Raw genomic sequence first — 15,677 nt, 5'->3', positions numbered from 1 at the left:
GGCCGGTTCCGATCAGCTCTTGGGCCGGGTCAGGTCGTAGAAGGTCGAACTGCCGGCAGTGACCTTCTCGAAGGTGTCCTCGACCCACGAGCTGATCTTGGACGAGGTGCCGCTGTCGCCGCCCATCCCGCCCGTGCCGCTCGAAATGAAGTAGTGGATCCTGCCGTCCTCGACGTACTGCTTGAACTGGGCGAGCGTCGGGGACGGGTCACTGCCGTTGAAGCCGCCGATCGCCATCACCGGGTCGCCGGTGGCGAGCTGGTAACTGGCGGCGTTCTGCGAGCCGATGGCCGCGGCTGCCCAGGTGTAGGCGTCGGCGTTCTTCTCCAGGAGCTTCTTGGCCTGCGAGCCGACCGACGAGCCGTTCAGCAGACCGCCCATGCCGCCGCCTCCTGGCATGCCGCCCTCGGCCATGCCACCGGGGCCGCCGCCCGGCATGCCGTTCTGCTGATTGCCCTGGCCCTGAGCCTGCCGGCCGCCGCCCGGGAAGCCGCCCTGGCCAACGGCCGGCGGCCGGCCCATGGCGCCGCCCTGCTGATTGGCCTGGCTGCTCTGACCGTTCCGGTTCTGCTGGCTGTTCTGGCCCGGAGGCTGCATTCCGCCACCACCCCCGGGACCACCCCGGCCACCACCGCCCATCGTGCTGGCGCCCGACGGGCCGGCCGTGACGATCGAGCCCTGGTGCCCGGTGTTCAGCGTGCTCAGGGTGTACGCAGTCGGGCCGGCCAGCGATGCGACGAAACCGATCCCCACCGCGGCGAACGCCAGCCGGCGTCCGGCCCGGCCCGCAAGCAGCAGACCCGCCGCGCCCGCAAGACCGCCGATGAGGACGGCCCAGCGCAGCCACGGCAGGTAGTCCGGGGTCCGCCCCAGCAGCACGTACGACCACAGCGCCGTGACAGCGACGGTGGCTCCGAGCACTCCGCTCGCCGCCCACTTGGCCCGCTCCTCCCACAGGACCGTGACGCCCATGCCGACGAGCGCCGCGATGTACGGGGCCAGGGCGACCGTGTAGTACTGGTGGAAGATGCCGGCCATGAAGCTGAAGACGACCGCGGTCATCAGCAGCGAGCCGCCCCAGGCGAGGAAGGCCGCACGGGCGGTGTCCGTCCGCTTCGCCTTCCAGGTGATCCAGATGCCCGCGAGGAGCAGGATCAGCGCGGCGGGCAGCAGCCAGGAGATCTGGCTGCCGATCTCGGAGTTGAACATCCGGCCGATGCCGGTCTCGCCCCACTGGCCACCGGACTGACCACCACCACCGCCTCCTCCGACGCTGCCGGTCTCGTCGCCGCTGATCCGGCCGAGCCCGTTGTAGCCGAAGGTCAGTTCCAGGAAGGAGTTGTTCTGCGAACCACCGATGTACGGGCGGGAGGAGGCGGGCCAGAGTTCGACGATCGCCACCCACCAGCCACCCGCGACCACCATCGCGAGCGCCGCCAGCCCGAGTTGGCCGAGCCGCTTCCGTGCCGTCGTCGGCGCGCACACCGCGTACAGCACGGCCAGCGGCGGCAGGATCAGGAATGCCTGCAGGGTCTTCGACAGGAACGCGAGACCGACCGCGACCCCGGCCCACACCAGCCACTTCGTCCGGCCGTTCTCCAGCGCGCGCAGCACGCAGTAGACGGTCACGGTCATCAGCAGCGCGAGCAGCGCGTCCGGATTGTTGAAGCGGAACATCAGCGCGGCGACGGGCGTGAGCGCGAACACCGCCATCGTGATCAGCCCGGCAGCCGCGCCGAACCGGCGGCGAACCGCCGCGTACAGCACCCCGGCCGTCGCCACCCCCATCAGCACCTGCGGAGCGAGGATCGCCCACGAGCTGAGGCCGAAGATCCGCACCGACAGGGCCATCGGCCAGAGCGTGGCCGGCGGCTTGTCGACGGTGATGGCGTTCGCCGCGTCCAGCGAGCCGAAGAAGAACGCCTTCCAGCTCTGACTGCCGGCCTGCACGGCGGCGGAGTAGAAGGAGTTGGCGTAACCGGAGGCGCTGAGATTCCACAGGTACGCCAGCGCGATGGCCAGCAGCAGGGCGAGGAAGGCGGGCCGTGCCCAGCGCGGGTCCTCGGGCCTGCCCTTCCGTACGCGTCGCAGGAACGGCTCGTCCGCAGCCGGTGCAGCTGTGGTCGGCGGTGCCGGAAATCGGTCGGTGGGGTGCAGGGTGGTCATCGGACGTTCCCCAGTTCGTGGTGAGTGTCGTCGGCGCGGTCGGCCGCGGGGGCCCGGTCCGGGAAGACCCAGGCGCGCAACAGCAGGAACCGCAGCACCGTCGCCGCGAGGTTGGCCGCGATCAGCACGGCGAGTTCCGTGCCGTGCGAGGGCGATCCGGACGCCGCACCCAGCGCCGCGAGCGAGCCACTGGTCAGTGCGAGGCCGACGGCGAAGACGACGAGGCCCTGCGCCTGATGGCGTACCGCGCCGCTCCGGCCGCGTACGCCGAAGGTGAGCCTCCGGTTGGCTGCCGTATTGGCGACGGCCGACACCAGCAGCGCACCGCCGTTGGCGATCTGCGGCCCGGCGCCCAGTCGGAAGAGCGAGTACAGGGCGAGATAGAAGAGCGTGGAGAGCGCGCCCACGACGCAGAAACCGACCAGCTGCCGGGCCAGGCCGCCCGGCACACCGCTCAGTCCGCGGTCGCGCGGATCGTCCCCGAAGGGCCGGGCGAGACGGTCCAGCGGCAGTGCCCCGACGGCCAGCGCCCGCCCCACCCGCCACACACCTTTCAGGTCCTCGGTCGCCGTACGCACGATGTGGACCGTGGAGTCGGGGTCGTCGACCCAGTCCACCGGAACCTCATGGATGCGCAGCCCCGCGCGCTCTGCGAGGACCAGCATCTCGGTGTCGAAGAACCAGCCGGTGTCCTCGACCATCGGCAGCAGGCGCTGCGCGACGTCCCGCCGAATGGCCTTGAACCCGCACTGCGCGTCGCTGAACCGCGCGGCCAGCGACGACCGGAGGATGAGGTTGTAGGCCCGCGAGATGAACTCCCGCTTCGATCCCCGCACGACACGCGAACTGCGGGCCAGCCGCGATCCGATGGCCAGGTCCGAATGCCCGGAGATCAACGGTGCGACGAGCGGGAGCAGAGCGTTGAGGTCGGTGGAGAGATCGACGTCCATATAGGCGAGGACCGGGGCGTCCGACTGCGACCAGACGGTACGCAGTGCCCGCCCGCGCCCCTTCTCCTCCAGCCGGTACGAGCGGCACCGCGGGAGGATCGCCGCCAGCCGGGCCGCCACCTGGGGCGTGCGGTCGGTGCTCGCGTTGTCGGCGACGGTGATCCGGAAGGCGTACGGGAAAGTGCGCACCAGATGGTCGTGCAGGCGCAGCACACAGGTTTCGAGGTCCTTCTCCTCGTTGTAGACGGGTACCACCACATCGAGGACGGGGGCATCTGCCGCGTCGACCGCTCCGGCCAGGAGATGCTCCCGGGCCGGCAACGTGCTCCAGGAAGAGTCGGTTCGCATGTCATCGACAGTCGCCAACCCCGCTGTCACACCGGTGTGATGGTCCTGTGGTTGTGCTGTGAGTCGGTACGGACCGGCGGAACAGCAGGCAGAACCGCGGGCAGATGGACGGCGAAGACCGTGCACCCCGGCACCGACCGCACCTCCACCCGGCCGCCGTGCGCGGTGACGACAGCCTGCACGATGGCCAGGCCGAGCCCGGTGGAACCCGCACTGCGCGAGCGCGACGCATCGCCGCGCGCGAACCGTTCGAAGACATGCGGCAGCAACTGCGCCGGGATTCCCGGCCCGTCGTCCTGTACCTCCAGCGTCACCCACGGATGAGCGGCCCCGGCCCGTACGCGTGCGGTGACGGTGGTGCCGGGCGGGGTGTGCGTACGGGCATTGGCCAGCAGATTGACCAGCACCTGGTGGATCCTGGTCGGATCGGCGCGCACGGTCGCGGGTTCGTCGGGCAGCTCCAGCCGCCAGTGATGACCCCGCTGCCCGGCTGCGCGGGCATCGCTCACCGCGTCGACGACGATCGGTGACAGATCAGTGCTCTCGTACGAGAGCGGGCGCCCGGCATCGAGGCGGGCGAGGAGCAGCAGATCCTCCACCATGCCCGTCATCCGCTCCGCCTCGGACTCGATCCGCCCCAGCGCATGCCGGGTGTCGGGACCGGTCTCCTCGCGTCCGCGACGGGTCAGTTCGGCGTAGCCGCGGATCGAGGCCAGCGGCGTCCGCAGCTCATGGCTGGCGTCCGCGACGAACTGCCGTACCCGCATCTCGCTCTCCTGGCGCACCGCCAGTGCCGAACCGACATGCCCCAGCATCCGGTTGAGCGCCGCGCCCACCTGCCCGACCTCGGTCCGCGGATCCGCCTCGGCGGCCGGCACCCGCTCCAGAGGTGCCACCTCACCGCTGTGCAGCTGGAGTTCGGAGACCCGGGTGGCGGTCGCGGCGACCCGGCGCAGCGGCCGCAGCGCGACCCCGACCATGGCGGCCCCGGCGATCCCGGCGGCGATCAGCCCGGCCCCGGTGACACAGACCTCGACGAGGATCAGGGTGGTGAGGGCACCGCGCACCTCGGCGGCGGGGATGCCGACGAGGACGGTCGTCGTCCCGTCCGCTCCCTCGACTGCCGTCACGCGGTACACGCCGAGCCCGGGCAGATCGACGCTCCGCGCCCCGTCCCCGACCTCGATGTCCGCCGCCTCCAGGGCTTTCTCCTCCGCACCCTTCAGCGGCCTCTCGGAGGCCGCGGCGGTCTGTTCGAGGGCGGCGGAGCTCTCCTCGACCACGCTCGACACAGTGATGGAACCGTCCACCGACACCGCACCGAGCGTGCCGAAAGGCTGCCCGCGGGCGTCTATGAAGGCCAGCGGATCGTCGTCCGGGCCGTCGGCAGGCATCGGCTGACCACCCGCGCCGGCCGCGCCGCCGCCCGGCGGCGGCTTCGTGGCCCGCATGGCGATGGAGTACAACTGTTTGTCCAGCTTGTCGTACATATAGCTGTGGAAGGCGATGGTGGTGACCGAACCGATCACCGCGGCCACCACGGCGATCAGCGTCACCGCGGACACCACCAGCCGGGTCCGCAGCGTCCACGGCCCCTTTCCCCACCGCTCTCCCCGCCGCCGCGCCCGGCGGCTCACCGGGCTACTCACCGGGCTTGATGAGATATCCGGCCCCGCGCCGGGTGTGGATCATCGGCGTCCGTCCGGCGTCGATCTTCTTGCGCAGATACGAGATGTACAGCTCGACGACGTTCGCCTGCCCGCCGAAGTCGTAGTTCCACACCCGGTCCAGGATCTGCGCCTTGCTCAGCACCCGTCGCGGATTGCGCATCAGGAAGCGCAGCAGCTCGAACTCGGTCGCGGTGAGATGGATGGAGGTCGTCCCCCGGCTCACCTCATGGCTGTCCTCGTCGAGCACCAGGTCACCGACGACGAGCGTCGACTCGCTCCGTACCGTCGCCGTCCCGGACCGCCGGATCAGCCCGCGCAGCCGCGCCACGACCTCCTCCAGGCTGAACGGCTTCGTCACATAGTCGTCGCCGCCCGCCGTGAGTCCGGCGATCCGGTCCTCCACCGAGTCGCGCGCGGTCAGGAACAGCACGGGGACTTCGGAGAGGTCCCGGCGCAGCTTGCCGAGCACCGAGAGCCCGTCGGTGTCGGGCAGCATCACATCGAGGATCACCGCGTCGGGCCGGAAGTCGCGCGCCATCCGGACGGCACTCGCACCGTCCCCGGCGCTGCGCACCTCCCAGCCCTCGTAACGCAGGGCCATGGAGAGCAGCTCGGCGAGCGGCGCCTCGTCGTCCACGACCAGCACGCGGACGGGATTGCGGTCCGGCCTGAGCAGTTCGGTACGCCCCTGGGGCGTGGTCGTCGTCATGCCGCAACCCTGTGAGACGCCTCTGAGAGGGTCCTTTCCCGATCCTGTGAATTCCCTGAGAAACCGGGAAGCGCGGGCTCAGCGCCGGTCGAACATCGCGTGCGCGTTCCCGTAGCAGACCGCCCGCAACCAGTCGTCCCCCAACTCCAGCCGCTCCAGGGCATGCAGCTGGTGCACGTACGGGTACGGAATGTTCGGGAAGTCCGTCCCCAGCAGGATCCGGTCCCCGAGATCGGCGAGCCGTCCCCGCTCCGCCACCGGGAACGGCGTGAGGTCCTCCGAGAAGTCCGTGAACGCCATCGTCGTATCGAGCCGCACCTCGGGGTACGCCTCCGCCAGCGCCAGGAACTCCCCGTACTCGGGCATCCCCATGTGTGCCACGATCAGCCGCAGCCGCGGATGCCGCTCGAGCAGCCGGCCGATCGGTTCGGGACCGGTGTACTTGCCGGGCGCTGGACCGGACCCGCAGTGCATCACGACCGGCACCGCGACCTCCGCCAGCAGCCCCCAGACCGGTTCGAGCAGTGGATCGTTCGCGTCGTACGCCCCGACCTGGAGGTGCGACTTGAAGATGCGTGCCCCCGACTCGACCGCCTCACGGACGTAACGCTCCACGCCCTCCTCGGGGAAGAGGGTCGCGGTGTGCAGACAGTCGGGCACCCGCCGCGCGAAGTCGGCCGCCCAGCCGTTCAGCCAGGCCGCCATCCCCGCCTTGTGCGGATAGAGCATCGAGGTGAACCGCCGCACGCCGAAGGACCGGAGCAGCGCGAGCCGTTCGTCCTCGTCGTGCCGGTAGGCGATCGGCCACTCCATCCCGGTCAGCGGACCGACGGAGTCGAAGTACGCCCACACCTTGCGGAGCACCTGCTCCGGCATGAAATGCGTATGGACATCGATCAGCCCCGGCAGCCCGAGCCGTTCCCAGAACCGCACCACGTCATCGCTGCCGTCACTCACCGCACACTCCTCGTCCGACCCGCTCCGACCTGATCACCGACGATCTCAGAAGAGCCCGTCCTGCACGCCGCCGCCCCCGATATCGATCACCGGCACCGTCACCCCCGACCGCGCATCGGCCCCCACCAGCTCCCATCCGGTCATCAGCCGGGTGTCCAGCACGACCACCCCGTCCGTGGCCGCCAGATGCAGATCGGGCCCGGCGGCCGCGACCAGGCGCCCCGCGACCACCCCGCCGTCCCTCAACTCGGTCACCGCCCGAGCCACTTCGACCGGCCCGTCGAGCCCGAACAACCCCGTGTGATCGACGGGCTCGAACGGCAGCCGCTCCAGCGACTGCGGCCACCCGGCCCCCTCCCGCTCCAGCGCAGCCGCCCGCCCGTACAGCCCCTCGACCTCCGCGACCCGCTCCGCCGCCCCGGGCAACCCGGCCCGCACCGCACGCTTGCGCGCGTACGGGATCCGGTCCGGCACCCCCAGCGCCGACCGCAGCAGCTCCTCGGTACGCCGCGCCGCCATCAGCGGCCCGCGCCCCAGCCAGCTGTAGACCACGGCCCCCTGCTCCCGCAGCCGCGCCGCACCCCGCGCCTCGGCGGTGATCCCGACCTTCACCATCGAGGGCCCGAACCAGGCGAGATAGACGCGGTACGTCCGCGGGTCGTCGGCAATGGTGTCGGCGGCCACCGAGTGCGCCCGGTCCAGCCGCGCGCACTCCGGGCACCGCGCCCCCGTACTCCGCCCGGACACCACGGCCCCCAGCGGACATACGTTCCCCCGAGCGCCCACACAGTGCCGCTCACCGCCGGCGCGGAACCCGAGCTCCTTCCCGTACACAAGGACACTCACCCGCGTCGAACCGGCCTCACCCTTCGTCCGATCCTTCGTCCCGTCCTTCTGCCATCCCAGGGCCGGCCCTTCCTGGGGCCATCGCAACCCGGTGCAGTGCCAGCTCATGCGTGCGATCGTAACGAGGCTCCGCGCCGGGGCGGAGATCCCGATGAACAGGCCGCGAACGGAAGGAAGATCAGCCGACGCGCGGACACGGGCCCGGTGGCGCGGACACAGGCAACGCAAGAGGCCCCCTGGATTTCTCCTGGGGGCCTCTTGCTTACTGTGCACTCGGCAGGATTCGAACCTGCAACCTTCTGATCCGTAGTCAGATGCTCTATCCGTTAAGCTACGAGTGCTTGGCGTTCCGGGCTTTTCTGCCTGGTCGGCGTTGCGGGAACAACATTACATGACCTGCGCCGTCACGCGAAATCCATTAGCCACACCACCTCTGACCTGCGAAGACGCCCTGTGGCGCCTCATTCGGTCACCTCGCCCCGCGCTGCCGCGAGCACGTTCCACGTCCGGATACGACTGAAGCCCCGGCCAGTGGCTCGGGGCTTCAGCGATCAAGCGGAGGCGGAGGGATTTGAACCCTCGATGGGCTTTAAGACCCAAACCGCATTAGCAGTGCGGCGCCATAGACCGGACTAGGCGACGCCTCCAGCACACCTCGCGCGAGCGCGAGTGGTGCGTGCAGATGATGACACAGCTGAGCGCTGTCTCTCCAATCGCCGCCTACGGTACTAGGCAGGCGGCCACGAGGGCAAAGCGTCTGGGTTGCGCAACGCCGCGGCGTGCGGAGCGTTAGTGAAGACGGGGGTACCGCCTCCGCCGTTCTTCCGCGTCCAACAGGAGCTCCGCATGCTGCGCCGCCTCGTCCTCACCGCTGTCGCATCGCTCGCCGTACTGTCGGCTGCCGCACCGGCCGCGAACGCCGGAACCGGCCCCCTGCCGCTGCTGCCCGTTCCGCTGCCGCTGCCGTCGGCGCTCCAGGGCGACGACGGCACCGAGAGGACCCAGCTGAGGGTGACGGTCTCGGACTCCGGCGACCGGGAGGCCGACGGCGTGTACGAACTGCGGTGCCTCCCGGCGGGCGGCACCCATCCGGTGGCGCAGCAGGCCTGTGACCGGCTGGCGGAGCTCGCGCAGCCCACGGACGGGAATGCCGGCGCGGACCCCTTCCGTCCGGTGCCCGCGGACGCCATGTGCACCCAGCAGTTCGGCGGCTCGGCCACCGCCCGGGTCACCGGGAGCTGGCGGGGGCAGCACGTCGACGCGTCCTTCGACCGGACCAACGGCTGCGAGATCGCCCGCTGGAACACGCTGCGGCCGGTGCTCCCCAACGTCCGCTGACCACGGCGGCCGGGCCCGTCGCAGGACCCGTACCGGGGGCTTCACAGGACTCGCACAGGGCAGGAGTCGTACACCGTATGCACAGAACCTTGGTGAGAGCTCCCCCTCATCCGCCGTCGGATGCCCCCTCCCTGCCTTTAGACTCCTCCAGTGACAGCCTGCGGCCCGAGGGGCAAGATGGGGCCCGCTGTCGGCAAGGTGCGGTAATCAGGGAGGAAGCGTCGTCGTGAGCAGCAGGCCATCCCGAGGCGCTGCTCGCCTCGCAGCCATACTCGATGCCCTTCCGGACGGGCTGTTGCTCGTCAATTGCAACGGCACGGTCGTCAACGCCAACACCATCGCCCTCGAAATGTTCGAGACTCCGGGCACCGCGCTCGTCGGTCGTGGACTGCTCGATCTGCTGCCGGAGTTCGACTCCAAGCTGATTCCGGGGTCGATGCGCAGGCCCGAGGCCGCGGACGAGCGGGGCCGTACGAAGCCGACGCGGATGACCGCGCGGCGGACCGACGGCACCGAGTACCCGGTCGAGGTCACCAGCGCCAGCCTGGAGGACGGGCAGGCCGCGTACAACGACTTCCAGGCGGGCTACGCCGGCAGCTACACGGGTGACGAGCTGCTGATGCTCGTCGTACGGGATCTGTCGGGCACCGTCGACACCGAGGCCGAGCTGGCCCGCTCGCAGCGGCAGACCGAGATGATCCTGCGGGCCGCGGCCGAGGGTGTCGTCGGCACGGACACGGACGGCCGGGTCGTTCTGGTCAACCCCGCCGCCGCGCAGATCCTCGGATTCCGCGCCAGCGACCTGGGCGGCCAGGAGCTGCACCCGCTCATCCTGCACTCGCGTGCGGAGGGCGAGCCGTTCCCGTACGAGGAGTCGCCGCTCGCCGACACGCTCAAGTCCGGGCGCAAGCACCGGGTGCGTGGGCAGGTCCTGTGGTCCAAGAGCGGCGCCCAGGTGCCGGTCGACCTGACGACCGCGCCCGTCCGCGACGGGGACCAGCTGGTCGGCGCGGTGATGACGTTCACCGACCGCAGGCCGTACGAGGAACTCACCAAGCAGCACACGACGCAGCTCACCGAGCTGACCGAGAGCCACACCACCGAGGTCACCGAGCTCACCGAACAGCACACCACCGAAGTCGCCGAGCTCACCGAACGGCACACCACCGAGCTGGCCGACCGGACCGAGCGGTACGCGGCAGAGCTGGAGGAGCAGGCCGAGCGGATCACGGACCTGACCGCCCGGCACCACCAGCTGACCGCCGTGCTCGGCGAGTCGCTGCGCGGCCCGCTGGAGGAGCTGCGCGGCGAGCTCTTCAAGCTCGCCGCCGACCCGGCGGGTCAGCTGTGGCCCGAGGCCAACCAGATCCTGCACCACCTGGCTGCCGGCTATGCCCGCATGACGACGCTCGTCGACAACGTGCTGGGCTTCCAGCGGCTGGACAGCGGTGCGGAGCAGCTGGTCAAGGCGACTGTGCTGCTCGACGGTGTCGTGACGGCCGGGATCGACGCCGCCGTGGAGCTGATCGGCCCCGGCCGGGCCCAGTTCGCGGTGCACGCGCCGCCGATCGAGGCCGAGGTCGACGCGGGTCGGCTGGTGACCGCGCTCGCGCATCTGGTCGCGGATGTCGCCGGGGTCGACTCGACCGGCAAGGCACGTGTGGTGCCGGGCGGCGGCTACGTCGACTCGACGGTGGTCGTGGCGGCGGCGCAGCGCGGTGAGGTCGTACGGATCGAGGTGCGCGGACCGTTCGCCGGGGGAGACCCGGTGCACGAGCCGATCGTGCGCGGAATCGTGCGGGCGCACGGCGGTGTGCTCCAGACGCACGAGATGCCGGGGATGAGCGGCAGCGCGTATGTACTCGAGGTGCCGCTGGGCGCGGGGTCGGGCACCGTGATGCCGCCGGAGCCGCCCGTCGTGCAGGCACCGGCGGAGGCGACGGCCGGTGGCGCTGCCGGGGCCGGTGCCGTGCAGGAGCAGCCGGGCACACCGCCCGGCGGGCGGCGCAGGGCCCGCAGGGCGTCGACGGATGCCTTCCTGGAGAGCCCGGTGGGTGCGGCGGAAGCCGGACCGGGGGCGGACACAGCAGCGGTGGAGCCGACCGGACGGCGGCGGGCGCGGCGCGAAACGGTGACACAGGAGGAGTCGGCTCAGCAGGTCCAGCAGGGTCCGCAGTCGCCTCAGGGGCTCGTCCCCGCCCAGCAGCACGGCGAGGGATCCGGCCGCAGGCGGGGGAGGCCCAGCCCGGCCGAGGCGACCGCTGCGCCCGCGCAGTCCCCGCTGCCCGCACAGTCCACCCAGTCTCCGCAGCCGGGGCAGGGGCCCGGGCAGGCGTTGGCTCTGCCCGGAGCCGCGGCGCCGTCCGAGGGCTCCGTGGTGACGGCGGCCGAGGGCGCACAGGGCGGTGGCGGCCGTCCGCAGCGCGGGCAGACCGTGCCGCCGCAGGGTGTTCCGGTCGAGATGCCGATGCCGGTGCCTGCGGGCGGACACCGCACTCGTCAGGGCAACGAGAATCAGCTGGCCCTCCCGGCAGTCGCTCCTGCCGCCGGCCAGGGGCAGAGCGAGGGCAACACGCAGCAGGGCGAGGCCCAGCCGCAGCCGACCGGGCGGCGGGCCCGGCGGGCGCTCGGGACCGCGCAGGACCGGTCCGTTCCGGCCGAGTCGACAGGGCCGCGGACCGCGTTCGCGCTCCCGCCCGCCGAGGCCGACCGGATCCCGCCCACGGCCGGTGAGGCGGACGCCTCGCTGCCCGGACGCCATGACGCCGTACGGGCCCCGCAGGACGACGTCCACACGCCGCCGCAGGCACACCCCGGGCCGACCGGCCGCCGCCGGGCCCGTCAGGCCGACGCACCGCAGCAGCCGGAGCCCCTGCAGCAGCCGATGCAGCCCGGACTGCCCGCGCAGCCCGGGGGCTGGGCGGAGAACGGCACCTCGGGACAGGGGCCGGCTTCCCTGACACCCCCCGGCGACGACCTGGACCGGACCGGAGGGGGGCACACCACCCACACCACCGGCAACACCAGCCCCGCCGGTGTGACGGAGAGCCGCCCGCGAGACACCGAACCCGTACCTGCACCTGCACCCGAGCCCGTGCCGGACGCGCGGCGCCAGCCGCTGCCGGCCGAGGCCCCCATGCCCGCCTCCCCGTCGGCCGACTCGACGCAGGGGCGCGCGTTCAGCGTGCGGACGCTCGGGCAGGGCGTGCCGTTCGTCCAGCACCTCGCCCATCAGCAGAACCAGACGCTCGGCGGCGCCGGGCGACGCCGGAAGCTCGCCGCCCCGCCCGAGGCCGAGCGCACGGCACAGCCCGCCGTGCCGCAGCCGGCCGCCACGCAGCCCGGCGCCGCACCGGCCGCTGCTGCGCAGCCCGCCGCAGCTCCCACCACCAGCACCTCCGGGCAGCTGCTGTCCGCCCCTGCGGCCGAGGGGCGCGCATACGCCATCGGGGCACCCGACGAGGGCGCCGAAGGTCCGGAGCCGCTGGACGGCCCGGGAGGCGCGGTAGAGGTCGCCAACCGTCCGTCGCCGCAGCCGGTCGACGACGAGCTGCCCCCGGAGCCGCTGGACAACCCGCGTCGGCTCCTCGTCTGGCCCGCGCCCGACGTCTCCACCCAGCAGGCGCTGAGCGACCGCGGCTACCGGCCGGTGATCGTGCACTCCCGCGAGGAGGTGGACGCCCAGATCGCGGCATTCCCCGCCGCGCTCTTCGTGGACCCGCTGACCGGCCCCATCACCCGTACGGCCCTGCAGTCGCTGCGCCAGGCGGCGGTGGCCGCGGAGGTTCCGGTGCTGGTGACGGCCGGTCTGGGGCAGGCGTCGCGGGAAGCGGCGTACGGTGCCGACCCCGCCGTACTCCTCAAGGCGCTCGCTCCCCGCGACAGCGAGCAGCACCCGCCGCGCGTGCTGCTGATCGAGGAGCACGAGGAGATCGCGGTGGCACTGACGGCGACGCTGGAACGCCGCGGCATGCAGGTCGCGCGGGCCGCCACCGACGACGAGGCGGTCTCGCTGGCCACCCGGATGCGGCCGAACCTGGTGGTGATGGACCTGATGCAGGTACGCCGCCGCCGGGCCGGGATCGTCGACTGGCTGCGCGCGAACGGCCAGCTCAACCGCACCCCGCTGGTCGTCTACACCTCGGCCGACATGAACCGGGCGGAACTGCCGAAGCTCAGCTCGGGCGAGACCGTGCTGTTCCTGGCGGAACGCTCGACGAGCGAAGAGGTGCAGTCCCGCATCGTCGACCTGCTGGCGAAGATCGGCACGAACTGACGGACGGACGCATGCGACGAGGGCGGTACGGGAAACCCCGTACCGCCCTCGTCGTATTCGCCTGGCGGACCCTCTCAGCCCGTGGCGGACCCGTCGGACCCGTCGATCAGAGCTGGGTGATCTCCAGCTCGCCGTCCGCGTACTGCTTGCGGATCACCTTCTTGTCGAACTTGCCGACGCTGGTCTTCGGCACCGACGGAATGAGCGTCCAGCGCTCCGGCAGCTGCCACTTCGCTATGCCGTACTCCACGAGGAACCCCTTCAAGGTCACGTAGTCGGCGGTGGCGCCGTCCTTGAGGACCACGGTCGCGAGCGGACGCTCCCCCCACTTCTCGTCCGGGACGGCGACGACGGCGGCCTCGGCCACATCCGGGTGCGCCATCAGGGCATTTTCCAGCTCGACGCTCGAAATCCACTCCCCACCGGACTTGATGACGTCCTTGGCGCGGTCGGTGAGGGTGAGGAAGCCGTCCTCGCTGATGACGCCGACGTCACCGGTCTTCAGCCAGCCGTCGTCGCTGAACTTGTCCTCGGGGCGCAGCGCCTCGCCGTCCGCACCCCCGTAGTACGCACCTGCGATCCAGGGACCGCGCACCTCCAGCTCACCGGCCGACTCGCCGTCCCAGGGCAGGTGGTCGCCGCCGGGGCCGACCAGCCGCGCCTCGACGCCGGCCGGGAAACGGCCCTGGGTGATCCGGTACGGCCACTCCTGCTCCTCCGTCAGACCGGCGGGCGGGTTGGCCATGGTGCCGAGCGGCGACGTCTCCGTCATGCCCCAGGCGTGGCAGAGGCGGACACCCAGCTTGTCGTACGCCTCCATCAGGGCGGGCGGACAAGCGGCGCCGCCGATGGTGACGCGGGCCATGGAGGTCAGATCGCGCGGGTTGGCGGTGACCTCGGCGAGCAGCCCCTGCCAGATGGTGGGGACGGCGGCGGCGTGGGTCGGCTTCTCACGCTCGATCATGTCGGCGAGCGGGGCGGGCTGCAGGAAGCGGTCCGGCATGAGCATGTTGACGCCGGTCATGAACGTCGCATGCGGCAGACCCCAGGCGTTGACGTGGAACTGGGGGACGACCACCAGCGTGGTGTCCTTGTCCGACAGCCCCATCGACTCGGCCATGTTGACCTGCATGGAGTGCAGGTAGATGGAGCGATGGGAGTAGACGACGCCCTTGGGGTCGCCGGTGGTGCCGGAGGTGTAACACATGGCGGCGGCCTGGCGTTCGTCCAGCTCGGGCCAGTCGTAGCTGGTCGGGCGGCCGGCGATCAGCTCCTCGTAGTCGTGCACCTGCGGCACGGCGCCGTCGAGCACCGAACGGTCGCCTGGCCCCACGACCACCACATGCTCGATCGACGTCAGGTGGGCGAGGAGCGGTGCAAGAAGCGGCAGCAGCGAGCCGTTGACGAGGACGACCTTGTCGTCCGCGTGCTTGACCACCCAGATCAACTGCTCGGCGGGAAGCCGCAGGTTGAGCGTGTGGAGCACCGCGCCCATGGAGGGGATCGCGAGATACGCCTCGATGTGCTCCGCGTTGTTCCACATGAGGGTCGCCACCCGCTGGTCGCCGACGACGCCGAGCTCGTCGCGCAGCGCGTGGGCGAGCTGTGTGGCACGGCGGCCCACTTCGGCGAAGCTTCGCCGCTGCGGCTCGGGCTCGCCGGTCCAGGTCGTGACCTGAGACTTCCCATGGATCGTCATCCCATGCGTCAGGATGCGGGTGACAGTCAGCGGTACGTCCTGCATGGTGCTCAGCACGGCGTCCTCCCGGTGGGCGCTACGCGGCAGTAAGGTTCCGCTGATTCTGCGCACATACCGTGCGGTATGTCACTACTCCCGGGAGTACGAATCGGTTTCCGTCGGATTCCCCTGGCCGCCATGCCGACGGGGCCCGCGGGGCGAGCAACCGGGAATCAGGACCAGAATGCGTCGCTGACCTCAATGTCTTCCATGCACTCGTCAAGGTCGGTGGCCTTGTCGCCGATGATCCGGAAGACGATCCCGCCCATGGCATCGAGCGTCCGCCCCTTGCGCTTCGCCATGACCCGATGCACAGACACTGCGTGCCCCCGGCCGTCGACCAGCACATTCAGCAGCGTGGCCGTCATCGTGCCGTCCGATTCCTCGGCCAGCCGCCGGTAGTACGCGAGCATCTCGTCCCGGCCCTTGTAGTCACCGGAGAGTGCACTGTTGCCCGGGACATGGTGGGTCGCGTCGCCCGCCAGAATCTCGGCCAGCGTCTCCATGTCACCGCGGTTGAACGCTTCATAGCCCTTGCGGACCAGCGCGGCATGCGGATGTTCAGCCATGACCGTCGCCACCTTTCCCGGCTTCTGGTTTCCCGGTCCTGGGAGGAAGGCTGATACCCCCAACCGTCGCACCACCCGGAACGCCTCGCGAGCCCGCGCCCGCCCGTCTG

At 71.2% G+C, this 15,677-nt stretch carries 10 protein-coding genes and 2 tRNA genes; 2 read left to right on the top strand and 10 right to left on the bottom strand.

What is annotated here, in order from left to right; translation table 11 throughout:
- Window positions 1-12: 12 nt before the first annotated feature.
- The 8 genes from OHA88_RS24815 to OHA88_RS24780 all read right to left on the bottom strand — a co-directional run bounded on the left by OHA88_RS24815 (window position 13) and on the right by OHA88_RS24780 (window position 8,293).
- A complete protein-coding gene (locus OHA88_RS24815; RefSeq protein WP_328627120.1) occupies window positions 13-2,166 on the bottom strand; it encodes an ArnT family glycosyltransferase in 2,154 nt (717 codons plus the stop codon).
- A complete protein-coding gene (locus tag OHA88_RS24810; RefSeq protein ID WP_328627119.1) occupies window positions 2,163-3,464 on the bottom strand; it encodes a bifunctional glycosyltransferase family 2/GtrA family protein in 1,302 nt (433 codons plus the stop codon). The genes OHA88_RS24815 and OHA88_RS24810 overlap by 4 nt, the downstream gene beginning before the upstream one ends.
- Window positions 3,465-3,490: 26 nt before the next feature.
- The gene (locus OHA88_RS24805; protein ID WP_328627118.1) at window positions 3,491-5,113 is read right to left on the bottom strand and encodes a HAMP domain-containing sensor histidine kinase; all 1,623 of its coding nucleotides are present in this window, start codon (window positions 5,111-5,113) and stop codon (window positions 3,491-3,493) included.
- The gene (locus tag OHA88_RS24800; RefSeq protein ID WP_266983553.1) at window positions 5,106-5,843 is read right to left on the bottom strand and encodes a response regulator transcription factor; all 738 of its coding nucleotides are present in this window, start codon (window positions 5,841-5,843) and stop codon (window positions 5,106-5,108) included. Before OHA88_RS24800 ends, OHA88_RS24805 begins: the two co-directional genes overlap by 8 nt.
- A gap of 78 nt (window positions 5,844-5,921) precedes the next feature.
- The gene (locus tag OHA88_RS24795; protein WP_328627117.1) at window positions 5,922-6,800 is read right to left on the bottom strand and encodes an amidohydrolase family protein; all 879 of its coding nucleotides are present in this window, start codon (window positions 6,798-6,800) and stop codon (window positions 5,922-5,924) included.
- 45 nt (window positions 6,801-6,845) lie between these two features.
- On the bottom strand, window positions 6,846-7,754 hold the full coding sequence (locus OHA88_RS24790; RefSeq protein WP_328627116.1) for a DUF2797 domain-containing protein: 909 nt from the start codon (window positions 7,752-7,754) through the stop codon (window positions 6,846-6,848).
- 160 nt (window positions 7,755-7,914) lie between these two features.
- Window positions 7,915-7,987, bottom strand: a tRNA-Arg gene (locus tag OHA88_RS24785).
- A gap of 215 nt (window positions 7,988-8,202) precedes the next feature.
- Window positions 8,203-8,293: transfer RNA gene (locus OHA88_RS24780), tRNA-Ser, on the bottom strand.
- 199 nt (window positions 8,294-8,492) lie between these two features.
- Here OHA88_RS24780 and OHA88_RS24775 point away from each other — a divergent pair.
- Window positions 8,493-8,984 carry an SSI family serine proteinase inhibitor gene (locus OHA88_RS24775; RefSeq protein WP_328627115.1) on the top strand — a complete coding sequence of 164 codons (492 nt, stop codon included), beginning with the start codon at window positions 8,493-8,495 and terminating at the stop codon, window positions 8,982-8,984.
- Between the two features lie 226 nt (window positions 8,985-9,210).
- The gene (locus OHA88_RS24770) at window positions 9,211-13,260 is read left to right on the top strand and encodes a hybrid sensor histidine kinase/response regulator (protein ID WP_328627114.1); all 4,050 of its coding nucleotides are present in this window, start codon (window positions 9,211-9,213) and stop codon (window positions 13,258-13,260) included.
- Window positions 13,261-13,366: 106 nt separating this feature from the next.
- On the opposite strand, the gene OHA88_RS24765 is transcribed toward OHA88_RS24770, so the two are convergent.
- Together OHA88_RS24765 and OHA88_RS24760 are read right to left on the bottom strand one after the other, a co-directional pair.
- Window positions 13,367-15,016, bottom strand: a complete 1,650-nt coding sequence (locus OHA88_RS24765) for a long-chain fatty acid--CoA ligase (protein WP_328627113.1) — start codon at window positions 15,014-15,016, stop codon at window positions 13,367-13,369.
- Between the two features lie 155 nt (window positions 15,017-15,171).
- Window positions 15,172-15,567 carry a nuclear transport factor 2 family protein gene (locus OHA88_RS24760; RefSeq protein ID WP_328627112.1) on the bottom strand — a complete coding sequence of 132 codons (396 nt, stop codon included), beginning with the start codon at window positions 15,565-15,567 and terminating at the stop codon, window positions 15,172-15,174.
- Window positions 15,568-15,677: the final 110 nt, after the last annotated feature.

Source organism: Streptomyces sp. NBC_00353, assembly GCF_036108815.1.
Classification (GTDB): domain Bacteria; phylum Actinomycetota; class Actinomycetes; order Streptomycetales; family Streptomycetaceae; genus Streptomyces.
The sequence above is the reverse complement of the archived record's forward strand: the minus strand, read 5'-3'. Positions and strand labels throughout refer to the sequence as shown.